Origin of the sequence: Sporosarcina sp. FSL K6-2383, assembly GCF_038618305.1 — a bacterium.
Classification (GTDB): domain Bacteria; phylum Bacillota; class Bacilli; order Bacillales_A; family Planococcaceae; genus Sporosarcina.
On record NZ_CP152017.1, the window covers coordinates 1,377,545 to 1,400,564 of the forward strand.

Genomic DNA, 23,020 nt, shown 5'->3' on the forward strand with positions numbered 1-23,020 from the left:
AATGGAACTTTGGTAGATTTAGTTCGTACTAATAGTGAAGCAGGAATAGATAAATGGCACTGATGGGAGGATATGACTATGTGGAAAAAATTTATCGTGTTTGTGTTGTTACTAATGGCATCACTTGTTGTCATTCCAACTACGACGGCTTTTGCTGCACCGGAACTAAAGGCCAGTGTGAAGGTTGGCCTTGATGGTAAAGCAAAGTATGGCAAAGGGACTCCCGTTACAGTAACGATTGAAAATACGGGAACAGCTTTTAGTGGGGACATGGTTATTGATATGGATTACACGTATTCAATGGGAAGCGGGCAGGCATTTCCATTGGAAATCGGTGCGGGTGAGACAAAAACAGTGTCGTTTGTTAATGAAAAAATGAATGATAATGGCAATTATGGCTTGCAGTCGAGAAAATCTATCTTTTTCTATGAAGGTGGCTGGCAAAAAGGCAAGGAAATTGAACATAAAGGTTCACGGAATATCCCTGCTGCTTTACAGAGTGCCGATAATAAGTTTGCGGTCCAATTTACCGATAATGTTGACCGTTTAACGGCTTTGAAAAAGGTTAGGTACGGCAATTCATCAACGCTAGTTTTGGTGGATGCTGCTAAAATTGAGGAAAAAACTAAGTTTCCAGAAGAGGCAATAGGATGGGAAGCTGCCAATTTTGTCATCATTGATGAATACCCATTGGCAGATTTATCAGCGAAGCAACAGCAGGCACTACTTGGCTGGGTACGAACAGGCGGTATTTTAGTGATGGGTGGCTCTGATAATAGTCAAGCTGAGGCAGGTGTATTTGCTGAGTATTTGCCTTTAAAGCTGCATGGTCAGAAAGAAATAGATGCTAGTCATTTGGTTGATTGGGTCGTATCAGGCGGCTTTGAAGGAACTTTTACATCGTATGAAGCTGAACTAACAGCAGATGCAAAACCACTTTTTGAAGTGGAAGGTGATGTGTTAGTTGCTTACAAGAAGTTGGGTGATGGTGTGATCCTCCAGACTTCATTCTCGGTAGGTGATGCACCTTTAGTGGAAATGGAAGGTATGACTGGTTTTTGGAATACTTTGTTGGCAACTGGGGAGCGTATTGCACCGACAAATTCTCCATCTTCAAATTATTATTCTGACGGGCCGATGGATGCAATTGCCTATTCAGTAGGAAGTGTAAATGAATTATTTCCATCTTTTAGGGTGTCTGCACCCATTATTTTAGGCATTATTATTTTGTATATGATTCTTATTATACCTGTCCTTTATTTTATCCTGAAAAAGAAGGATAAGCGGGAATACACATGGTGGATCATTCCTGCATTTGCAGTAGTTACTTCAATTGCCATTTTTGCTTACGGTGCGAAAGATCGGATTGCCCGTGCACAGATTCAGCATACAGCTATGTTGAATGTGGCATCGGATGGTAGTCTGACGGGTTACTATGCAGAGTCTTTACTGACGAATAAGTCGGGGAACTTTACATTTACAACACAGCCAGAGACAACTTTGTTTGCAGCTAATCGTGGAGACGATATATTCGGTGGGTCCTCTTCAATACCTGTCCATAAACGAACGATGCTAGAAAAAGATGCAACGGGCTCGACAGTCCATCTTCGCAATACAGGCTATTGGGATGTGGCGACCATTTATGGACAAACAACAGTGGAGAAGGTAGGTACCTTTGAAAGTCAGTTGAAGGTTGTAGATAAACAATTGACAGGGGCTGTTACGAATGACTTTTCGTTCGCTTTGACGGATGTAGTCATCTGGTCAGGCGTAGAGCAAATTGCACTTGGTGATCTAGGGCCAGGAGAAACTGTTCAGGTGAATGAAACCCTGAAAACAAGCACGTTGTTACCTAGACGAACGATATTCAATTCGTATATGATCCCTCAAGCAGGGCAGACAGATGATTTAATGAAAATGAGAAAAGAGAGCATGTTAACCTTCTCGGGAGAGCATATGAATAAGGCGGGTCAACCAGCGATTATTGGTTATACCGATACGCAGATTGTTCCGATAGAGCTTGTAAATGGTAAGCCGACTATCTCATCGCTGACAATGATTGCCCAGTCAATTGAAGCAGATGTACTCTTTACGAATGCTGTGACAGTTGAGCCGGAAATGATGACGATGTCGGTTGTGTCTGAAACGACTTTGATTGATGCAGATCGAGCGGGGGGTCCTACCACAGACTACTTTTTCAATGACTCTGCTTATTTACAAAATTGGCAAATACCAGAGAAGCTGATAAATATGAATTTGATATGGACGTCACTTGAGGTGTCAAAAGTTCAAAAACAATTGTATGAGGTCAGTATTTTAAATATCCAAACAGGTGAATATGAGTTGCAGGATGCGAGTAAATTTACGCTTACTGACAGGCTAGATGATTATATAACTTCTGATGGAACAATCGTTCTTCGCTTAGTTGTGAAAAATACACAACAGGGGAGCGGCGGACGCGCTCCAGAGCTCAAATTGAATGGTGAGGTGTCAAAATGATTGAAATTAAAGGCCTAACTAAGAAATATGGCAAGTTTTGTGCACTGGATGATTTGAATTTGACGCTGTCGGAAGGAACTGTTTTTGGCTTTGTCGGGGCTAACGGTGCAGGGAAATCAACGACCTTTCTCATTTTAGCAACCCTACTACAGCCAACAATGGGAGATGTATTCATTAATGGTGTTAGTGTACGTGAAAAACCTTCCGATGTGCGTAAGATGATTGGCTATATGCCGGACTTTTTCGGTGTTTATGATCAATTGAAGGCAGAGGAGTATTTAGACTTTTATGGTGCGAGTTATGGTATTCCAGAAGCAGAGCGGAAAATTTTAATCCCACAATTGTTGGAACTGGTCAATCTATCACATAAGCGCTATGACTATGTCGATTTATTGTCACGGGGGATGAAGCAAAGGCTATGCCTCGCGCGCAGTCTCATCCACGATCCGAAAGTGCTTATTCTTGATGAGCCTGCATCAGGTCTTGATCCACGAGCCCGTGTTGAAATGAGAGATATTTTAAAAACGTTGAAAAAGATGGGCAAGACGATTTTGATTTCATCCCATATTTTGCCTGAATTAGCGGAGATGTGTGATGAGATTGGCGTCATTGACAATGGACGCCTCATTGCACACGGTTCTGTTGCTGAGATTCAAGATAAGTTGCGTGGTGAGCGAGTCATTACGGTTCGCTTGGCGGGTGCAATGGAGCGAGCGATTGCCTTTTTCGAGGAGGATCCATTCATCTCTACTATTCAGACGTTGGATGGGGGAGCTGGTTTGACGTTTGTCTATAAAGGAACAGAAGAAGACCAGGTTGGGCTGTTAAAAAGGGCGATTCTCCATGATATTTCACTCCTTTCATTCATGGAACATGTCACGAATTTGGAAGATGTGTTCATGGAAATTACGAAAGGAGCTGATTGAGGATGAATTTTAATAATCCAGTGTTATTTAAGGAATTAAAACTACGGTTTCGATCGCCGAAAAGTTTTGTAGGTATTTTATTCTATTTAGCCGCTATGTGCGTTTTCGTCTTCGGCTTTATCTTCACGACGATGAGCTTAACGGGTGTGTCCTATTTTAGACCGACTGAAAGTATGCTGCTGTTTGCTTTCTTGGCATTTATCCAACTTGGCTTAGTCCTATTTATCACGCCGGGCTTGACGGCTGGGGCGATTAGCAGTGAGAGAGAAAAACAGACACTGCCTATTTTACTAACGACTTCTCAGAGCTCGTTTCAAATTATTTTGGGGAAATTATTGTCGTCTGTAGCCTTTTTTATGCTGCTAACAGTGGCTGCGTTGCCAATTTATAGCTTGGTATTTTTATTCGGTGGAATTTCGCCGATGGATTTTGTACGCATATTTCTCTTTTTGTTTGTCACACTTCTAGCGGTTGGAAGTATCGGCATTCTATTTTCGACACTTATTCGTCGAACAATTGTGTCGATGATTGCAACGTATGGCATAATGCTATTTTTATCAGCTGTCACTGGTTTTTTATTAATTATTGTGTTGCAGGTGACGAGGTTTAATTTTAATGGGGTAGGTTTGCCGCCGCCATCTATCATCGGGCATATACTGGCTTCCATCAATCCTGCTGTGCTTTTTGCTTCGATCTTATCACCAGGGATGGAAGAAAGTATTACAGAAATGACGCAGGTGAAATTTCCGATATGGATAGGCTATCTTATTTTCTACATCTCAATTACAGTACTGTCGTTATGGTTAGCGGTAAAAAAATTACGTGTGAATATGAAACGTTTCAAATAGTGGGAGGGAGGTAGGCGAATGGCTGGGAAATCAATACTAACAAAGTATGTCCGTGCAACGCTGACGCGACTTCGTTTTGAAAGGGCTGTCCATACGCTACAAACAGGGGTGTTTATGGCTGTATTACTAGCCTTACTTATTGTTGGGGCTTCCAGATTATTCGTCCTGCCTCATTATGGACGACTTGCCTGGATTGTTGCGGCGATTGCAGTAGTGGCAACAGCTATTTTTATCATTTACAAACGACTTGGGAAAAGTGAAGCTGTTCACAGGCTTGATAGTTATATGCCGGATAATCTACTGATTACAGCATTGGATGAAAAGATAGGTGAAACGCATTTATCTGAGCCGCTAATTCAGGTGGCGGAGTCGAAAGTTGTGTCGGCATTTGAAGAATTTAAAAAGAGAAATAAGCATTATGTCAATGTGAAAATGTTTGCGGGCATAGTGATTGCATCGGCTTGCCTTGCAGTCCTGCTTATTTTCCCGTCTGAGGCACAAATAGAGGCGGGAGCAGTTGTTAAGGAAAAAGAAGTGATTGAGGAAGTGAAGAAAGAAGTAAAGGAATTGATCAAAAAAGAACCACTACCCGAGGTGAAAAAAGAACTGCAAGATCTTGCGGAAAAGTTACTAACAGCAGAGCTTACTGAGGATGTATTGAAAGAACTGATCAAAAAACAAAAAGAATTACGTCTCAAAGAGCAACGTCTTGCGGATAAAAAAGAAGCTGCTGGCAAGTCAGATAATCCGGCGGATGCTTTAACTGATGCAGAAGAGCAGGAACTAAAGGAACTTGGAAAGCTGGCGGACCAACTAGCTCAAAATCTTGGAAAAGCCCAAAGCGCGTTGAATAAAGTGGGTAAAGCACCTACATTACCAGCATTAGCAGGTGCAAATGCATCACCTTCAGAAACAGATGGTAAACCAGGTACAACAAGTGGTGAAGGTATGGGCGAAGCAACTGGCGAAGGTGATGGTCAAAGTGAGGGAGAGAATACAGAACAAGTAGAGGGTCAAGGTCAAGGCCAAGGCCAAGGCCAAGGCCAAGGACAAGGACAAGGACAAGGACAAGGACAAGGTCAAGGACAAGGCCAAGGCCAAGGCCAAGGACAAGGACAAGGACAAGGACAAGGACAAGGACAAGGACAAGGCCAAGGACAAGGCCAAGGTCAAGGCCAAGGACAAGGATCAGGCGGGCGCAATCTATTATCAGTTCCCTATGACCGTATAGGGGAAAAAGGAGAGTCTTCAGTAGTCGATGGTAAACTTGGTCAAGGCGATTTCATCGAGGAACGCGATGCTCAAGGACCGGTCGAAAAGGGGACAATTCGCCCTTACAGAGAGGTAGTAGGCGACTACAAAGATTCTTACTTAAAGAGTACAGAGAAGATGAAGCTGCCACCAGATTTACAGCATATTCTTTCGGATTACTTTTCTTCGATTGAATAAAGATCTATCTATATAGAACAGGAGTTGTTCACATGACATTTACACCAGAGCAGTTTGAAGAAATGAGCGGGAAGCTTGGAATGGTGAAAGAAGAAATTGGGAAATTTATTGTCGGGCAACAAGAGGCGGTTGAGTTTTCGCTTTATTCGATTCTTGCAGATGGGCACGCGTTGTTGGAAGGGTTACCGGGGCTTGGGAAGACGATGCTCATTCGAACGATTTCAGAAGTGCTAGATCTATCATTTTCACGTATTCAATTCACACCAGATTTAATGCCAGCGGATATTACAGGAACGAGTATTTTAGAAAGAAATGAAGAGGGCATGCAGCGATTTGTTTTTAAAGAAGGACCGATTTTTAGCCAGATGGTTTTAGCAGATGAAATTAACCGTGCGACGCCGAAAACTCAAAGTGCTTTGCTGGAAGCGATGGGTGAGCAAACGGTGACGGTACTTGGTGAAACACGGAAAATGGCGAAACCATTTTTTGTACTTGCTACTCAAAATCCGATTGAAATGGAAGGGACGTATCCTTTACCAGAAGCACAAATGGACCGGTTTTTGTGTAAGATTTTATTACCATATCCAGAAAAGTCGGAGCTGAAGGAAATTATTTTGCGTACGACAGGACCGACAACGGCTACTATTCAAAAAGTGATGGATGCCGAAACGATTGTTGTGGCGCAGCAGATGGTGAAAGAAATTGTTATTGCAGATGACATGATTGACTATGCGGTGGATTTAGTTGCAGCCACACATAAAAATGCCGCTAATCCAGTTACAGCTACAAGTGGATCTGCAGATGACTGGTCGAAATACGTCCAATATGGTAGTGGGCCGCGTGGACTACAATCGATTATTAGATTAGCAAAAGCCCGTGCGTTAATGGCGGGACGTTACCATGTGTCTATCGCGGATATTAAAACAGTTGCCAAACCGGCATTGCGCCACCGTATCCTCATCAATTATGAAGGAGAAGCGGAAGGCGTCGATGTTGATGGCTTAATTACAAAATTGCTGGAAGAAGTACGACAAGGAGCCTCTGTGTAATGGGTGGCGAATTGTTTCCTGACAGACTAGCAAAAAGACTTGGGGCATTATCCATCGTTTCTAGATCTGGACGGCTCGGACATCATAAAGGGACACATCGGTCGCGCAAGACGGGTTCATCACTCGACTTTTCTGATTTCAGAGAATATCATCCGGGCGATGATTTGCGTCATATCGACTGGAATGTCTATGCACGAACGGATAAGCCGTTCATCAAACAGTTCCTCGATGAACAGGAAATGCGCATCCATGTACTGCTCGATTCTACCAAGTCGATGGGTGTAGATGGAAAATGGGATTATGCCCGTCAATTAGCCATCGCACTTGGCCATATTGCGTTGAAAAGTGGAGACACAGTATCGTTTTCGACATGGTCGGATGAACAGGATTATTTTTATAGAAGAAAAGGTTCTATGCACCGGGCTTCATTGACAAAGTTTGTCACTTCAATCGATAGCCCAGGCTCGACGGATAATTTCACTGACCGTGCACTGCGGCATATTCCAAAAGCGGTGACGGTACTGTTTATTATTACAGATGGTCTTGAAGAGACAGCTAAGTGGGAGCATTTTTTCCGACGACTACCGGGTATTTGTGGAGATATACGTATTTTGACGATTCATTCACAACCTGAAGAAGCTCCGACCTATGAAGGGGATGTCCGGTTGATCGACAGTGAGAGTGGTGCAGGTGTTGAGGTGACGATGACGAGGCGTGCTGTGCAGGATTATTTAGCTACTAAGGTAACGCATGAAGCCCAGTTAACTGCACTGGCGGGCAAGTTTGGTATTCACTTGGTTCGTGCGGAGGTAGCTGATGGGGTTATGGAAACGATGACGAAAAAAATACGCCATGCAGGTTGGCTGCGATAGGGGGGCGACCACATGGGATTGAATCATATTGTGAATAGCTGGACGGCTGTTTTTCCGTTGGTCGTCTTGTTGTACTACTTCTTTCGCAAAAAATATGAAGTGACGACTATTTCTTCGACTTTATTTTGGCAGCAATCAATGCGGGAAACGAAAGTGTCTCCGTATTTGAAAAATTTACAGCGCAATGCGTTATTTTATTTACAAATGGTTGCTTTGTTGCTGTTGGTCTTCATATTATTAGGTCCATTTTTACCAAAAGAACAAGCTATTGGTGGGCATACGATTCTAATTGTGGATACGTCTGCGAGTATGCTAGCACGCAAGGAGCAAACGACCTTATTTGCTCGTCAACAGGCGGCCATGAAAGAGCTTGTCGTCAGTCGTTCGGGTGAGCCCATTACGATTGTGACGACGGGCAAGGAGCCTGCGATTGTTGTGCGGGAGCAAACAGATGGAGAAGTGTTACTTGCGGCGATTGATAAATTAGCTGTGTCCTACGAGCATGAGCATATGGAGAGGGCATTGGAGTTTGCGAGGTCGATTGCTGCTGCAGGTGGAGCGGATATTCATATTTACACAGATTCACTAGACCGCGCAGCTTTTGCTGAGGGAGACAAGGAGATTGCGTGGACCATTCATGGTTCAGAGGACGCGCTTGTCAATGTATCTATTAATAAGTTTGGTGCGGTGAAAACGCCGCAAGGAACGGAAGCTATTATCAAAATCACTAATGCTTCCGATGTCAATCAAACCGGAGATGTGCGGCTTGCGAATCTATTGACAGGTGAAGTGTTACTTGAAGAAAAGTTTAGCGTTGAATCTGGAAAAGATGCATTATTATCGTTTAAAGAACTGCCGGAAAGTCAAGTGCTGCAGGCTGAAATCAGTGTGGATGATGACTACGAGGCGGATAATACAGCAGCAATTTTACTAGGTGCTGAAGTATCAGAAGCAGTCGTCGATGGGCAATTGCATGAGCTAGTGAAGCGGGCATTTGAAGCAGTTGGATTAGCAGTGTCAACAGGTTCTGCTAAAGAATTAGTAGCTGCGCAGGACAGCGCAATAAGTGTAACAAATGACGTTTCATTGTTGAAAAAAGGGTCGAAACCCGTCATTATTATCGGGCGTAATGATAAATCGCCTACACCTGTTTCAGGTGCTGTGAATAGTATCGCAGATCCGCTGTTTACGATTGCGGATATTAGCGATGTTTATGTTAGCGCATTATACCCGCCGTTTACATCGTATACGACGCTTGCGACGGTGGGGGATCAGCCGTTCATCCAACGCTCAAAGCGCGGCGATATTGTTGTGCTAGCTGATATTGAATTGACAGATTGGCCTCTACATCCCTCATTCCCACTATTCGTCTGGAGTGCAGCCGAGCAGCTACGTTCCGACACGGACACCCTAGGGCTATTCGTGCCGCATGAACGAAAAGCGGTGCTATCAGGTGGTAATGCGAATGGACTGGAAGTCTATACGTTGAAGGATGAGTACGTCACAACGTTTGTAGATGGTTCAAGTTTTATAGCTCCTTCGCAACCAGGAATTTACAAGGCACGGGATGGGGGAACAGAAAAGTTATTTGCTGTTCAGCTTGAACAAGCTGAAAAAGAGCTTGTCATCGGTGCATCGTATCGAATTGGACAAACGGCAGATGTCAACGAGGCAGAAGAAGGCAAGCAAATGATTGGTTGGTTCTTCATCATACCGCTACTCCTACTATTGCTGACAGAATGGGAGGTGCAACGACGACGTGGATATCCGAATTGATGAGCCGTTATGGCTATTGTTATTAATACCGATTGCCTTATATATGGCTTATACGTGGAAATCTTCTGCGATGCGCTTTTTAAGCAAAGGGACTATTCTTTTTGCATTACGCTGTACGGCTATTGCGGCATTAGTTTTTGCACTTGCCGCGCCTTATCTTACACTGCGCGCCAATGAAGAGCAGGTTCTCTTTGTCGTAGACCGTTCTGTATCAATTGCTGGGGCGAAGGATACTGCGGATGAATGGCTAACTGCTAGTCTAAAAGAGCGTAAAGAAAATCAGTCTGTCGGCTTGTATTCATTTGCTGAGACATTCCGGACAGATATGCAGCTGACGATTGCTCCACTAACGGTACCGGTCGTTGAAGAGATGGAGACGAAGGATGCGACAGATATTGCTAAAGCGATTGACCTAGCGGCCGCAATCGCAAAAGAGCAACTTGCCACCCGAATAGTGCTGTTATCAGACGGGTTGGAGACGCTCGGCTCAGTTGAAGAGCTATTGCCTAAGTATAGCGGTGGGGGACATGTCACAATTGATACAGTGCTGCTGAAACGACCGGGTACCATAGATGCATCTATTTCGATTTTCGATACACCACGAACTGCGTATGAAGGAGAGCAGCAGTTATTGCGTGTGGAAGTGGAATCTTCTACGAGGACAGCGGGCGAGTTGTTCATTTACCAAAATGATAAAGAGATTATTCGTGAAGCGGTGCTACTAGAACCAGGGAAGAATGCACTATCCTTCCACACATCGTCTACGGGAAGTGGGCTGTTGAAATATGAAGCGAAGCTCATTGTACCAGATGATAGCTTCCTTGAGAATAACCGGATGCTGTCGATTACGATGATGGAGCAATCTCCGCGTGTGCTTGTTGTCCAGACGGAGCGCAGTCCATCTGTTATTCCAACGATTCTTGATCAAAGTGCTATGGATGTAGATATTATCGATGCACAGCAATTGCCAGAAACGTTGTCGGGCTATCTTGGCTATGGTGCTATCATTTTCGATAATGTACCGGGACATATTGTTGGGGAGCACAAGATGACACTCATTGAGCAAGCGGTAAAAAACTTTGGAACAGGCTTCATGATGGTCGGTGGTGATGAAAGCTTTGGACTTGGTGGTTATTTCAAGTCGCCGATTGAACGTCTGTTGCCTGTGGAGATGGAAGTGACTGGTAAAGAACAACTGCCATCACTTGGTCTTGTCATCGTGTTAGATAGGTCGGGCAGTATGGCTGGCTCGAAAATTGTCTTGGCAAGAGAGGCTGCGGCCCGTTCGGTTGAGTTGCTGCGAGATGATGATACATTCGGTTTCACTGCCTTTGACGATCAAGTATGGGAAGTCATTCCTGTGGATAAGTTAGGCGATAAAAAAGAAGCCATTGAGCAGATTCTCTCTGTTCCAGCGGCAGGTGGGACAAATATTTTCCCAGGTGTACAAAAAGCCTATGAGGATTTAACAGATTTAAAATTGCAGCGCAAACATATTATTTTATTAACAGATGGTCAATCGGAGATGCCTTTTGGCTACGAAGAAGTGTTAGAAGAAGGTAAAAAGAATAATATTACGTTGACAACAGTCGCGATTGGTACGGATGCGGATTGGTCGTTGTTGGAGGAGCTTGCGGAAACGGGTGGTGGGCGTTTTTACGATGTAGTCGATGAATCGACGGTACCCGCTATTTTAACGCGAGAAACATCTATGCTGACCCGAACATATATCGAAGATAACCCGTTTTATATGACTTTGGGCAATGTGCCAGAATGGACTTCATTGTTCCAAGAAGGTGTGCCACAAATCAATGCATATATTGCTACGACAGCTAAAAGTACAGCGACCATTGTCGGGGAAAGTCATAAGGAAGATCCAGTCATTGCGGAATGGATGTATGGGTTAGGCCGAACTGTTGCCTTTACGTCTGATTCGACGGGCAAGTGGACGGGGGATTTGGCAAGATGGGATGGTTATGCTAACTTCTGGAATACAGCAGTGGCGAGGTTATTGCCGGCTTATGAGGAAGTTCCTTATGTGATTACGCATGAACGCGGCGGTACGTATACCGTGACGGACAGCTCGCGCCAGGCCGCATTCATTGATATTGCCATTGTCGACGAGGCGGGACAGGAAGTGCCATTCATCTCTGAGCCACTCGCCCCAGGCAAAGTCCGTGTTACTGTCGATGCTAAACCAGGCTTAGTATTTTTCGGCGTTTCGGATGATAAAGGTGGATTATTTGAAGCTGGAGTTTCAGTGCCTTATAGCGATGAATATAAACCTCTAGCACCGAATGCTGCATTGATGACGAAAATTGCGGAACGAACAGGTGGCAAAGTACTTGAACAACCAGAGGAAGCGTTTCGTCCTCAGTTATTCCAAAGTGGTGAGAAGAAATCGATTGCAGAATGGCTGATTTTAGCGTCAATGATCCTATTCTTCATCGACATCACATTACGCCGTTTTGGCATGTTTAAAGGATTTGGTACGAAACGGGTTCGGGAAGTAATTGTTGAAGAAAGTCCGACAGCGCAGGACAGTATTTCAGAATTATTGAAGGCAAAGAGGAAAAGGTAGAGGGATAGTCAGCGTAATTAATGCAATCCAATTTTACTTAATGAAAAACGCCGTATCATTCCCGAGAAATTACGGGTAATGATACGGCGTTTGTTATTTTGTACGTGTTTCTGCCAGCAATTTCTGATTGCGTTTCGCCCATATAGCAGCGATGACGAATGAAATGAGGAGAATTCCCATACCGAGAATATAAGGATAGATCATATTGATGTCGAAGATGACACCTGCAATCGCAGGTCCTATCATATTACCTAAACTCATATAGGCGTTCATCATCCCTGCAGCAAAGCCTTGTTCTTGACCAGCCAATTTCGAAACGAGCGTATTGACGGCTGGACGAAGGAGCGAAGTCGCTGTCGAGAAAATAGTGGAGACGAGTAAAATCGACCAGAACATATCGACAAAAATAATGCCAATGAGTGAAAATGCCGCAATGACTAAATTGACAAGAATGACGCGCATTTCACCATAGCGTTTAAATAACGGATTGATAACAAATGTTTGGACAATGACACCAACAAAGCCACCTACTGTAATAAGTATGGCAATATCCGTAGGTGTATACCCATACTTTTGATCAACATAAAGGGCTATTGTAGACTGGAAATTCGCCAGTCCAAATGAAAAGACAAACATCACAATAAGCACAACAAAGTAGGAAGTCTTAGTCGAACGAACTAATTGTTGAACTAGGTTTTCGCGTTTTCTCTTCACCGTTGGATCGCCGTCTAGAACAGGCTTAGGATTCGGTAAAATTAAAATGGAAAGGATTGCCGCGAAGAGTGCTGCTCCTGTCGCAAAATAAAAAGGGAACACCAAACTGATTTTGGAAAGAAATCCACCGATTGCTGGCCCAATCATGAAGCCTAGTGACATGGAAGCACCAAGGAGTCCCATCCCTTTCCCCCTGTTTTCCACAGTTGTAATATCGGCAACAAAAGCCATCATAGGAGGGACGATGAATGCAGCACCAAAGCCAGAAAAGAAGCGGGCAAGATACAACATCCATAGCTCATTGGCCAGTCCAAAAGCCAATTGTGAAAGCCCGAATATAATGAGTCCAATAATTATGATTTTTTTACGTCCATGTTTGTCGGACAAATCACCAGAAAAGGGTGAGAAGACAAATTGTGCTAATGAAAAAATAGCAATCATGAAGCCAAGTGCTTGCCCGGCAACGCCGAATGTCGCTAAATATTCCGGCATAATGGGAATGATTAGGCCAATTCCAGCCATGGCAATAAACATATTAAACATTAAAATATATAGGGCAAAATTATTTGATTTTACTGCCATTGTTATCCCAACTTTCTAAACTATTTCATGTCATTTGGATATCGTACCATAAGCCACATACGAACACACTATCAAGTGATTTTGGATGAAAAGAATAATAGAAAGTAGCGGGCACATGAAGGCGCCCGCTACTTTCTATTATTTCATATCCATTTTAAACTCCAAAAATAATTCATTATAAACACCAAGCATTTCAAGGCCTAAATTTCTATAAACCTCTAAATGACTGCGCGTCTCTTCATCGGGATAAAAACGCTCATCCTCCGTCACTTCAGGGTCCATGAAATCGAGTGCCGCCAGATTTGGTGTAGAATAGCCAACATAATCGGCATTTTGTGCTGCCACTTCCGCATCCAGCATAAAATTAATGAAGGCGTGTGCGCCATCAATATTTGTCGAGGTACGTGGAATGACCATATTATCGAACCAAAGATTAGAGCCCTCTTCAGGAACAATATAATCGATGTCCTCATTTTCATACATCATATCGGCCGCTTGACCAGACCATGTTAAGGAAACAGCCGCTTCACCATTAATCATTAGCGGTGTCACTTCATCTCCAATAACGGCCTTGACATTCCGACTAAGCGTCTTCAATTTATCGGTTGCTTGACGCAATTGATCTATATCAGTGGAATTCAATGAAAAGCCAAGTGAATTTAACCCCATCCCAATCGTTTCCCTTGCGCTATCAACGAGAATGACATCCTGTTTAAGCGAAGGATCCCATAAATCATCCCAGCTCTCAAATGTCTGTCCTTCCAGTAACGTCGGATTATAGGCAATCCCAACCGTTCCCCAGAAGTAGGGAAGGGAGTATTCATTGTTCGGATCGAACGGCAAGTCAAGGAAGTATGGATCGATATTTTTAACGTTCGGTACTTTACTATAATCAATCGGCAAAAGCAGGTCTTTTTCCTTCATCATTTCGATCATGTACTCAGAAGGCATTGAAATATCGTAAGCTGTTCCACCTTGTTCGACCTTACCCATCATTCCTTCATTCGAATCGAATGTTTCGTAGACGACTTTGATACCTGTTTCCTCTGTAAATTGTTTCAAAAGATCAGGATCAATGTATTCCCCCCAGTTATAAACGGTAATGGAATTATTCCCTGCACTGCCTCCACCCTCATTCAATTTAGCATTGATAATGAGTAGAATTACAGAAACAATTAGAATGACAGCTGTTCCACGTAGTATATCCTTCATTTTCGCACCCCCGCAAGTGGTGATTTGGTTTTGCGGCTAATCATATAATAGCCGATGACCAATACGACTGTGACAAGGAAAATGAGTCCTGACAAGGCGTTAATCGTCAAGGTGATTCCTGCGCGAGCCATTGAATAGATTTCGACGGACAATGTCGAGAAGCCGTTACCCGTCACGAAAAATGTGACAGCAAAATCATCCAACGAATACGTTAACGCTAAAAAGAATCCAGCCAATATCCCTGGTTTAATGAAAGGAATAATGACACGTGTTAACACGTCTCGTTTCGTAGCGCCAAGATCTAACGCCGCATCAATAAGTGATGGACTCATTTCCTGTAGCTTCGGTAACACCATAATGACAACGATTGGAATACTGAAAGCGATATGCGAAATGAGCACAGACGCAAACCCAAGCTTAACCCCAATCAGTGTAAATAAAATAAGGAATGATGCCCCGATAATAACGTCTGGGCTGACGATCAAGATATTGTTCAATGACAAAACTGCGTTACGCATCGCTTTATTACGCATGAACAAAATGGCAACGGCACCGAGTACGCCGATTGCAGTTGACACGAGTGCCGACAATAAGGCAACGACGATTGTATTGATTAATATAACGAGCAAGCGGGTATCTTCAAAAACGGCCCCGTAGTGTTCCAGCGAGAACGACTCAAAATCCGACATCCCTCCACCTGAGTTGAAGGAGTAGAAAATTAAATAGAAAATGGGTGCGTACAAAATGATGAAGACAACAGTCAAATAGATTTTCGGAAGCTTACTTAGTTTTCCCATTGTTGGACGCCCCCTTTTCTTTCCCATTCGTAATTAACATAATGATGAACATAAATAGAATAAGGAATACTGCAATTGTTGAGCCCATTCCCCAGTTTTGTGTGACAAGGAATTGTTGTTCAATCGCCGTTCCAAGCGTAATGACTTTGTTGCCTGCAATGAGTCGCGTAATCATGAATAGCGATAGTGCAGGGATGAAGACGACTTGGATACCTGACTTCACACCATTCAATGTCAACGGCCAGATGACACGACTAAATGTCGTCCAAGCATTGGCCCCAAGATCACGTGATGCATCAATCAATGTATGGTTTAATTTGTCGAGCGCGTTGAAAATCGGCAAAATCATAAACGGAATGAAAATATAAACAGACACAAAGACAAAGCTAAAATCAGTGAATAGAATTTGCTGCTCACCAATGCCCATCACTTCCAACAAGGCATTAATAGGACCATATAGTCCAAAAAGTCCAATGAAAGCATATGTTTTGAGTAGTAGGTTGATCCAAGAAGGAATAATGATCAGCAATAACCAAAGTTGTTTATGTTTCGTTTTCGTTAGAAAGTAAGCAGTTGGATATGCAAATAATAACGAGAAAAATGTAATTAAAAATGCATACCAAAACGAGCTAATCGTCAGTTTCAAATAGACGGATGAAAAAAAGCTTTTATAGTTGTCTAGTGTAAGATTGCCCGCCAAATCAAAAAATGAGTAATAGACAATGAGGGCAATCGGTGCGATGACGAAAAGGATAATCCAAGCTGCATAAGGAACGGTATATAACGGACGTAGCGGCTTATTGTTCATGGTCCGGTACCCCGTATGCCTCAAGCCTAGCGTCGAATTCTTCTTCCGTTTCGTTCAAGCGCATAACGTGAATAGCTTCTGGATCAAAGTCTAGTCCAACCGTTACGCCTACTTCTGCTTTTTTCGTGGAATGGACTAGCCACTCATTCCCATCTGCATCATATGTGGATAGCTCATAATGCACGCCACGAAATAATTGCGTATCGACCGTAACATTTAGCTTACCTTTATCGACAGAAGTGAGTTCAAGATCCTCTGGACGAATAACGATATCGACTTTTTCATTAGGATTAAGCCCTTGGTCAACGCATTCAAATGTCCGGCCTGTAAATTGGACAACATAGTCTTCAACCATCACACCAGGTACAATATTGGATTCTCCAATGAAATCGGCAACGAAGCGATTAATAGGCTCGTCGTAAATATCGAGTGGTGTACCCGATTGCTGAATTTGCCCCCCGTCCATGACAAAAATTTCATCGGACATGGCGAGTGCTTCCTCTTGGTCATGCGTAACGAAAACGAATGTTTTCCCAAGACGTTGCTGCAATTCACGGAGCTCATATTGCATTTCTGAACGTAGCTTTAAATCGAGAGCAGATAGTGGCTCATCGAGTAAAATAACTTCTGGATCATTAATAATCGCGCGTGCAATGGCAACTCGCTGGCGCTGACCACCTGACATTTCAGCAATTTCACGTGTTTCATAGCCCTCGAGATTGACGAATTTCAATGCCTCGCGCACGCGACGATCTACTTCGCTTTGCTTTACTTTTTTAATGCGCAAACCGAATGCGATATTTTCAAAGACATTCAAGTGAGGAAATAATGCGTAATCTTGAAACACAGTATTTACTTGGCGCTCATTCGCCGGGACGTCATTGATTTTTTTGCCGTTGAAAAAAATATCTCCCTCTGATGCCTCTGTAAAGCCCGCAATTAGACGAAGGATGGTTGTTTTACCACAGCCAGATGGACCGAGTAGTGTGTAAAACTTCCCACGCTCCATTTCGAAAGAGACGCCGTTTAAGACGGTTGTATGTTCATCATATTTTTTAGTAACATTTTCAAAGCGAATGATTGGTTGTGTCATTACGATAATCCCCCTTATAAATAAGATTCAGTAGCAACGAGCAATAATTCGCTCGTTCCGGTATGTGCATTCGATAAACGATGGTGCTCAGAGGCATCATAATAGACTGCATCCCCTTTGGCTGCACTATAGTGCGTGTCGCCAATTTCAATTGTAACCTTTCCCTTCAGAACATAAATAAACGTTTCAGCGAGAGACGGCTCAAATCTTTTGAATTCCCCTTGTTGCTGGAAGGTAATATGAACAGGCTCCATGTCATTTTCATTGGAACGGGGCACAAGCCAGCGAATACTGTATTTAAGTTCATCATCAGAGTAAATCGTCTGGTCATCCGTAGAGTAGACAACGGTGACGTTTTTTTTCGGTTCATCAAAAAATTCTTTTGGTGTTGTACCAAGAACCTCTAACAAAGCGAAAAGTGTTTCAATCGATGGGGAGTTGAGGTCACGTTCAAGTTGTGAAATATGCCCTTTCGTTAAATCGGTGCGTTCCCCAAGTTCTTCTTGGGTCAGTCCTTTTTTTAAACGTAAGCTTTTAATTTTACTACCTATCTCCACGAATTCCCCTCCTTATTAATTTTAAACCAATTATTTCTCAGTGTCATTGTGCCGGAAATTAGACTGCCTGCAATTAACTGCCTTCGAAATTTGTAACATTTCCTCAAGTTGAAGTTTACTGTTACTATACTTTTAGTTTACTTAAATCCTTTTTAATTATACGAAATTCTACCTGGAAATCAAGCGTTATTTTTGTGTTTAAATTAATTGCATAAATTTAAAAATTACATAGTCCGTCTAGATGATGGAAGGGCGTGGTGTCAGCGTTGAATTACACACAGATTAAGGTATAATATAACAAGTAAGGAGGGGTATGATTGGGAAAAAAGAAAGTGTTTTATTTAGATCCAGACGAACGACAATGGACGATGAAAGACCTGGGCTTTACTTTTGAGGAATTAGAAGACCAGTGGCCAGAAAAGAAAGCAGTTGAAGGCGTATTTCTCATGAAGAACGGTAAAATCCGTGAATTATTTGAACTGCCCAATCATTGTAAAGTTTGCCTCGATAGACTAGCCTATAATGATGAACATGACTCTATTTACTGTGAATCATGTGACGAATGGCGAGAAACATCTTGCAGTGATCCAGACTGCGAATATTGTCTCGCAAGACCTGTTAAACCATCACATTGTAAATAACATTTAAATCTAATAGATATATCGAAATATATGCCTAGGTGTACCGTTACTTTGGATCGCTTTAGATTGAACGGCTTCTATACGATGATGACCGTGACACGTTTTATAAGCATGGATGCGACTTTGCCGCATCCATGCTTATTTTTTCGGTAATCATATGGCGGTCGTTCATCCGTCGCTCTCGCAAAACACAGGTACACGAAGGGATAGTGCTGTTCGGAACGATGGAATAGAAGCCTTTATCATATTTTTTCTATTTTTAAAATATATTTTCAAAGGTGTATTCGATTTGGTCATTTCCCGCTATATAAAGAATAAAAGGGGAATGGCCACCATGATAACTTACTTAAAAGACTACGCACTTTTCACAAACAAAGACGATATGTGGACGAGGCGGCGCGACGTCATGTTCTTGCAAACTGGAACGAGATGAATGATACGGATCGAGCTGTACTATATCTAATCCGTCGTTACTCTGTAAAATACGGTGCTGCTCACTTAAAGCACGACACGATGGCAGAGGCAATTGGCAAGTCCAACGTAACCATTCGGCGCGCGATTCGTAAGTTGGAAAGTCTTAGAATCATCGAGCGTATCCATTATATTCGACCAGTTATGAACGGGTTAGGAGCTAACATTTACACTATTTTACCCTTCAATGACCAGTCGACTTTGACCACTCCGGCAATAGTGGACGAGCCTAGTGACAGTGAGACTGAGGACGTTGTTCCCGAATCTGAAGCATTTTCTTCTAAATCTAAAAACATGAAGACCCATACTCTTACAGATACGTATCCTGCGGAGCCGATTTCTACACCTACAACATTGTTTGGAAGAATGAAAGAACTATTGTCAACAACGATTGGTGATAGTTCTTTAGCTCGTCAATTGTTCGGCATTTATCGTGCACTGTCATTACGAATGTTGAAATTTAGCATTCATGAGCACCAAGGAGAATTATTTGAACAGTTGGCGATGCAAGCCCTTCAGATTTCTGTTCAAGCGACAAAGCGCAAAGAGATTCGCAATATTCCTGGTTATTTTGATGGTGTGTTCCGTAAATTGATTGATAAGGCGTTGTTTGATGATATTTTTATGGAGTTTGATATGCCGGTGGAAGGGATTTTATATTGAAGATGTGGCAATGGAAATGTATGTTTCGTATGATGAAAATGAGGAGAGGAACAAGTATTCTGATTCAGCTAATCAAGTCAATGGAAGAGGGTGTACTATTGGATATGATATATATAGATGGAAATGCATATTTTGGAAAAGGTAATGTTATACTTGTTATACAAATTGAACTGATTTTCAAAAAGGTTATTCAAGAGACAACAATGAACATTGGATTAAGGCATATGACTCGAACAATCAAAACAAAGAAGAAGCATTTAAGATAGTGATACAAGAAAAGATGGTTTGGAACCTCATTGAGGAAGATAAAGAGTATTTCGCCAGGTATTCAAAAAAAGGAGATAAGCCTTCGGTTTTAGAAAACATTCAGTATTAGTGGCTAGGAAAGGGGAATGTTTAGTGCAATCCTCTCCCAAGAATCGGGCGCGTTTGTCGTACAACATTGTGCAGCAAGTGGGCCATTTAGTTGAACAAGCAGGTTGTGTTTAGATTGGTGTCAAAGTACTTTATTAAAGGAGGGAGTCAATCTATTGAAGAAATAATATTATATATACAGAGGTGATAATAAATGACTTTCTTCTATTTTATAGTTGGGTACTGTGCTTTATATTTAGTGATTTGGTTACATGAAGTTGGACATGGAATCGTATATGCAAAATATAAATGCAAAGACAATCCTTTCAAAGTTCATGTGCCATTCTATTTATTCTTCTCTACACCTCAGCCTATTGATGAAGAAATGGCACAAACTCTAAATAGTAAACAGTATTTTAATGTTGGGATGGCAGGAATAATAGTGAATCTGCTTATTGGTATTCCTGTATCCTTCCTTTTACTGACGATTGAGTTTAATAACTCTATTTTATTTTTCTTTTTTTATTCTTTTGCCTTATTTCATTTAGTGGAGGCTGCAAGTTACTTGACAATTAGTAATATTTCTCTTGCAAGTGATATGGTAACTGTACAAAACTACAAACCAAAATTAAGGATCCCCTTATTTTTAATAGGAATATTCTTAGTTGTCCTAATCACTTTCATGCTAATCAAAAGTCCTGATAGTTGGAAACTTGGATACATTATTTCAATAATAATCATGATATCATGCATGGGATTAGGAAGAACCATCTTTAGCCGAAGAACACGGACTGCATAGGTAACGCGTGTTCTTATTCTGCGACAAACGGGCCATTTTGCGGAATGGAATGTGATATAATTACATTGTCTAAAGGTTTCCATATTATTGTTTTTAGACATTACTTGTTAAGGGAGGCGTTCATTATGACAAACAAAAAAACGTTTTTACTGAAGAACTTAAAGGGGATAACGCCTAACTAACAAAGTTTACTTAGCGTTCCCCGAAATTTGAAAGGGGAAAATATATGCATACAATTAATGTAAAAATCGAAGAATTGAACGAAGAGAACTGGTATGAATGCTGTGAATTGAAATTATCAGAGAAACAAACAGAGTACTTGGAATCGAATGCCATTTCAATTGCCCAATCAAAGTTTGAACGGTCATTAAAACCTTTTGCAATTTACTATGAAGATAAGGTAGTGGGTTTCCTTATGTTTAACACTGAAAAAGAGGAACTTGATGGATATTGGGTGTTTAGAATAATGGTTGATGAGAATTTTCAAGGTAAAGGTATAGGGAAAGCTGCGACAAAGTTAATGATTTCAGAGATGAGTAAGTTGCCAGATGCAGAAAAGATTGTTGTTGGTTATCATCCAGAAAATCAGGAAGCACATCACCTATATGCCAGTTTAGGATTTATTGATAATGGTGACCGATTTGGAAAGGAAATGGCTGTTATCAAATATTTAAACGATTAAAGTAAGACAAGGGGGAGCCTGTTTTGGGTTCTCCCTTTTAAATTTAGGGTTGTTCAAGAAACGGGCACGATTGTGGGTAATAATAAGCCTAATTCCTCATTCAAGCACTGTCGTTTTAAGAAGTACGCTTTCTTATAGAACTTGTTAAAAGTAAGGAAGGAACATTTTCTAAAAAGTGCAACAGTGCCCGAAATTGTATCTTCGGGCACCTATAATCCCAATAGAAAGTCATCTATTCCTTTCTTTCCAAGCAGCAGCGTTTTTCACTTGAATATTGTGGGAACGCGACAGGCAAATATTCACAACAAGAAACACTAACTCCAACGGTTATTATGTCGTGAATAATTAGCCGAAAGCGAACCAAAAATGAACCAGCGAAAAAAGTGAATCGACAGATATATCGAAATAGTAATAACTCTTGTCATTAATTCGACAAAAGTTATTCAATACTTAGCATTTTCAAGGGACTCTGTTTGAAATTTCATCGTCTATTTGATATCCTAAAAAAGGATTAGTGCAGGACGGATGTTCTTGCACAAAGAAATTTTGGAGGGATCTCTAATGGTTGAACGTATGGTAGGAAAACAGGCTCCAGATTTTACAATGGAGGCAGTACTCGCAGATAAATCTTTTGGCAAAGTAAGCCTTGCTGAAAACATGAAAAATGATAAATGGACAGTATTGTTCTTTTATCCAATGGACTTTACATTTGTTTGTCCAACGGAAATTACAGCAATGTCTGACCGTTACGATGAATTCGAAGACCTTGATACAGAAATCTTCGGCGTTTCAACGGATACAATCCATACGCATCTTGCATGGATCAATACAGACCGTAAAGACAATGGTCTTGAGCAATTGAAATACCCACTTGCTGCAGACACAAATCACCAAGTTTCACGTGAATACGGTGTGTTGATTGAAGAAGAAGGGATTGCATTGCGCGGTCTATTCATTATCAACCCTGAAGGTGAACTACAATACCAAACAGTATTCCACAACAATATTGGCCGTGACGTAGATGAAACATTACGTGTACTTCAAGCGCTTCAAACAGGCGGACTTTGCCCGGCTAACTGGAGACCTGGTCAGAAGACACTATAATTTGAATCCCCACGCATACAATAAGCCGTGGGGGTTTTTTATGAAAATAAAGGAGGACACTACTATGAAATTACGTGAACAAATGCCTGAACTTGATGGGGCAACTGCTTGGTTGAATGGTGAACAAACAAAAGCCCAATTGGTCGGAGAAAAACCGACGCTCATTCACTTCTGGTCAGTGAGCTGCCATCTATGTAAAGAAGCAATGCCAGAGGTAAATGAATTCAGAGACCGTTTTAAAGAAGATTTAAACGTCGTCGCAGTCCATATGCCACGTTCAGAGGACGACTTAGATATGGACCAAATTACAGCAGTAGCAGCAGAGCATGATATTACACAACCGATTTTCGTCGACAGTGAAGCAACATTGACGGATAAATTTGATAACCAATATGTACCTGCTTATTATGTATTTGATAAAGATGGTCAGTTACGTCATTTCCAAGCGGGCGGCGGAGGCATGAAAATGCTTGAAAAGCGCGTTAACCGTGTTTTAGATGAAATGAAAAGAGAAGACTAAGTTCCAACCCGATTGCGCATAGT

General features: G+C 42.0%; 20 protein-coding genes. 14 read left to right on the forward strand and 6 right to left on the reverse strand.

Going from position 1 to position 23,020, the window contains the following annotated elements; all coding sequences use genetic code 11:
- The first annotated feature begins 78 nt into the window (after positions 1-78).
- From MKZ10_RS06880 to MKZ10_RS06915, 8 genes are read left to right on the forward strand one after another with little or no spacing between them, the layout of a single operon-like run.
- The gene (locus tag MKZ10_RS06880) at positions 79-2,499 is read left to right on the forward strand and encodes a hypothetical protein (RefSeq protein WP_342509109.1); all 2,421 of its coding nucleotides are present in this window, start codon (positions 79-81) and stop codon (positions 2,497-2,499) included.
- Positions 2,496-3,425 (forward strand): ABC transporter ATP-binding protein, encoded by a 930-nt coding sequence (locus MKZ10_RS06885; protein WP_342509111.1) that lies wholly within the window; start codon positions 2,496-2,498, stop codon positions 3,423-3,425. The genes MKZ10_RS06880 and MKZ10_RS06885 overlap by 4 nt, the downstream gene beginning before the upstream one ends.
- Positions 3,422-4,273: an ABC transporter permease gene (locus MKZ10_RS06890; protein WP_342509113.1), complete on the forward strand. Its 852-nt coding sequence runs from the start codon at positions 3,422-3,424 to the stop codon at positions 4,271-4,273. The genes MKZ10_RS06885 and MKZ10_RS06890 overlap by 4 nt, the downstream gene beginning before the upstream one ends.
- A gap of 18 nt (positions 4,274-4,291) precedes the next feature.
- Complete coding sequence (locus MKZ10_RS06895) at positions 4,292-5,722, forward strand: hypothetical protein (RefSeq protein WP_342509115.1); 1,431 nt, start codon at positions 4,292-4,294, stop codon at positions 5,720-5,722.
- A 32-nt stretch (positions 5,723-5,754) separates the two neighbouring features.
- Entirely contained in the window at positions 5,755-6,771 is a 1,017-nt protein-coding gene (locus tag MKZ10_RS06900) for a MoxR family ATPase (protein ID WP_342509117.1), read from the forward strand.
- Positions 6,771-7,643, forward strand: coding sequence for a DUF58 domain-containing protein (locus MKZ10_RS06905; RefSeq protein WP_342509119.1), 873 nt, complete (start codon positions 6,771-6,773; stop codon positions 7,641-7,643). Before MKZ10_RS06900 ends, MKZ10_RS06905 begins: the two co-directional genes overlap by 1 nt.
- Before the next feature lie 12 nt (positions 7,644-7,655).
- The gene (locus tag MKZ10_RS06910; protein ID WP_342509122.1) at positions 7,656-9,419 is read left to right on the forward strand and encodes a BatA and WFA domain-containing protein; all 1,764 of its coding nucleotides are present in this window, start codon (positions 7,656-7,658) and stop codon (positions 9,417-9,419) included.
- A complete protein-coding gene (locus MKZ10_RS06915) occupies positions 9,403-12,000 on the forward strand; it encodes a VWA domain-containing protein (RefSeq protein WP_342509124.1) in 2,598 nt (865 codons plus the stop codon). The genes MKZ10_RS06910 and MKZ10_RS06915 overlap by 17 nt, the downstream gene beginning before the upstream one ends.
- A 93-nt stretch (positions 12,001-12,093) precedes the next feature.
- Here MKZ10_RS06915 and MKZ10_RS06920 read toward each other — a convergent pair whose 3' ends face one another.
- The 6 genes from MKZ10_RS06920 to MKZ10_RS06945 form a co-directional block, all read right to left on the reverse strand.
- Positions 12,094-13,296 carry an MFS transporter gene (locus MKZ10_RS06920; RefSeq protein ID WP_342509125.1) on the reverse strand — a complete coding sequence of 401 codons (1,203 nt, stop codon included), beginning with the start codon at positions 13,294-13,296 and terminating at the stop codon, positions 12,094-12,096.
- A gap of 138 nt (positions 13,297-13,434) precedes the next feature.
- Entirely contained in the window at positions 13,435-14,508 is a 1,074-nt protein-coding gene (locus MKZ10_RS06925; RefSeq protein WP_342509127.1) for an ABC transporter substrate-binding protein, read from the reverse strand.
- Complete coding sequence (locus tag MKZ10_RS06930) at positions 14,505-15,305, reverse strand: ABC transporter permease (RefSeq protein WP_342509129.1); 801 nt, start codon at positions 15,303-15,305, stop codon at positions 14,505-14,507. The genes MKZ10_RS06925 and MKZ10_RS06930 overlap by 4 nt, the downstream gene beginning before the upstream one ends.
- The gene (locus tag MKZ10_RS06935; RefSeq protein ID WP_342509131.1) at positions 15,289-16,113 is read right to left on the reverse strand and encodes an ABC transporter permease; all 825 of its coding nucleotides are present in this window, start codon (positions 16,111-16,113) and stop codon (positions 15,289-15,291) included. Before MKZ10_RS06935 ends, MKZ10_RS06930 begins: the two co-directional genes overlap by 17 nt.
- Positions 16,103-17,206: an ABC transporter ATP-binding protein gene (locus MKZ10_RS06940; RefSeq protein ID WP_342509133.1), complete on the reverse strand. Its 1,104-nt coding sequence runs from the start codon at positions 17,204-17,206 to the stop codon at positions 16,103-16,105. The genes MKZ10_RS06935 and MKZ10_RS06940 overlap by 11 nt, the downstream gene beginning before the upstream one ends.
- A 14-nt stretch (positions 17,207-17,220) precedes the next feature.
- Positions 17,221-17,763 carry an XRE family transcriptional regulator gene (locus MKZ10_RS06945; protein WP_342509136.1) on the reverse strand — a complete coding sequence of 181 codons (543 nt, stop codon included), beginning with the start codon at positions 17,761-17,763 and terminating at the stop codon, positions 17,221-17,223.
- A 317-nt stretch (positions 17,764-18,080) separates the two neighbouring features.
- On the opposite strand from MKZ10_RS06945, the gene MKZ10_RS06950 reads away from it, so the two are divergent.
- From MKZ10_RS06950 to MKZ10_RS06975, 6 genes are all read left to right on the forward strand, one after another.
- Complete coding sequence (locus MKZ10_RS06950) at positions 18,081-18,404, forward strand: hypothetical protein (protein ID WP_342509138.1); 324 nt, start codon at positions 18,081-18,083, stop codon at positions 18,402-18,404.
- A gap of 384 nt (positions 18,405-18,788) precedes the next feature.
- The gene (locus MKZ10_RS06955) at positions 18,789-19,538 is read left to right on the forward strand and encodes a helix-turn-helix domain-containing protein (RefSeq protein WP_342509140.1); all 750 of its coding nucleotides are present in this window, start codon (positions 18,789-18,791) and stop codon (positions 19,536-19,538) included.
- A gap of 568 nt (positions 19,539-20,106) precedes the next feature.
- Positions 20,107-20,691, forward strand: a complete 585-nt coding sequence (locus tag MKZ10_RS06960) for a hypothetical protein (protein ID WP_342509142.1) — start codon at positions 20,107-20,109, stop codon at positions 20,689-20,691.
- 226 nt (positions 20,692-20,917) lie between these two features.
- Positions 20,918-21,373: a GNAT family N-acetyltransferase gene (locus MKZ10_RS06965; RefSeq protein WP_342509144.1), complete on the forward strand. Its 456-nt coding sequence runs from the start codon at positions 20,918-20,920 to the stop codon at positions 21,371-21,373.
- Positions 21,374-21,934: 561 nt separating this feature from the next.
- Positions 21,935-22,477: a peroxiredoxin gene (locus tag MKZ10_RS06970; RefSeq protein WP_342509146.1), complete on the forward strand. Its 543-nt coding sequence runs from the start codon at positions 21,935-21,937 to the stop codon at positions 22,475-22,477.
- 64 nt (positions 22,478-22,541) lie between these two features.
- Positions 22,542-22,997 carry a TlpA disulfide reductase family protein gene (locus tag MKZ10_RS06975; protein ID WP_342509148.1) on the forward strand — a complete coding sequence of 152 codons (456 nt, stop codon included), beginning with the start codon at positions 22,542-22,544 and terminating at the stop codon, positions 22,995-22,997.
- Positions 22,998-23,020: the final 23 nt, after the last annotated feature.

Bases quoted from the DNA above. Each gene is read 5' to 3' on its own strand.
- MKZ10_RS06920 (WP_342509125.1), bottom strand. From the start codon at position 13,296: ATGGCAGTAAAATCAAATAATTTTGCCCTATATATTTTAATGTTTAAT.
- MKZ10_RS06905 (WP_342509119.1), top strand. From the start codon at position 6,771: ATGGGTGGCGAATTGTTTCCTGACAGACTAGCAAAAAGACTTGGGGCA.
- MKZ10_RS06900 (WP_342509117.1), top strand. From the start codon at position 5,755: ATGACATTTACACCAGAGCAGTTTGAAGAAATGAGCGGGAAGCTTGGA.
- MKZ10_RS06975 (WP_342509148.1), top strand. From the start codon at position 22,542: ATGAAATTACGTGAACAAATGCCTGAACTTGATGGGGCAACTGCTTGG.
- MKZ10_RS06910 (WP_342509122.1), top strand. From the start codon at position 7,656: ATGGGATTGAATCATATTGTGAATAGCTGGACGGCTGTTTTTCCGTTG.
- MKZ10_RS06935 (WP_342509131.1), bottom strand. From the start codon at position 16,113: ATGAACAATAAGCCGCTACGTCCGTTATATACCGTTCCTTATGCAGCT.
- MKZ10_RS06930 (WP_342509129.1), bottom strand. From the start codon at position 15,305: ATGGGAAAACTAAGTAAGCTTCCGAAAATCTATTTGACTGTTGTCTTC.
- MKZ10_RS06960 (WP_342509142.1), top strand. From the start codon at position 20,107: ATGACTTTCTTCTATTTTATAGTTGGGTACTGTGCTTTATATTTAGTG.
- MKZ10_RS06970 (WP_342509146.1), top strand. From the start codon at position 21,935: ATGGTTGAACGTATGGTAGGAAAACAGGCTCCAGATTTTACAATGGAG.
- MKZ10_RS06965 (WP_342509144.1), top strand. From the start codon at position 20,918: ATGCATACAATTAATGTAAAAATCGAAGAATTGAACGAAGAGAACTGG.
- MKZ10_RS06925 (WP_342509127.1), bottom strand. From the start codon at position 14,508: ATGAAGGATATACTACGTGGAACAGCTGTCATTCTAATTGTTTCTGTA.
- MKZ10_RS06895 (WP_342509115.1), top strand. From the start codon at position 4,292: ATGGCTGGGAAATCAATACTAACAAAGTATGTCCGTGCAACGCTGACG.
- MKZ10_RS06880 (WP_342509109.1), top strand. From the start codon at position 79: ATGTGGAAAAAATTTATCGTGTTTGTGTTGTTACTAATGGCATCACTT.
- MKZ10_RS06885 (WP_342509111.1), top strand. From the start codon at position 2,496: ATGATTGAAATTAAAGGCCTAACTAAGAAATATGGCAAGTTTTGTGCA.
- MKZ10_RS06940 (WP_342509133.1), bottom strand. From the start codon at position 17,206: ATGACACAACCAATCATTCGCTTTGAAAATGTTACTAAAAAATATGAT.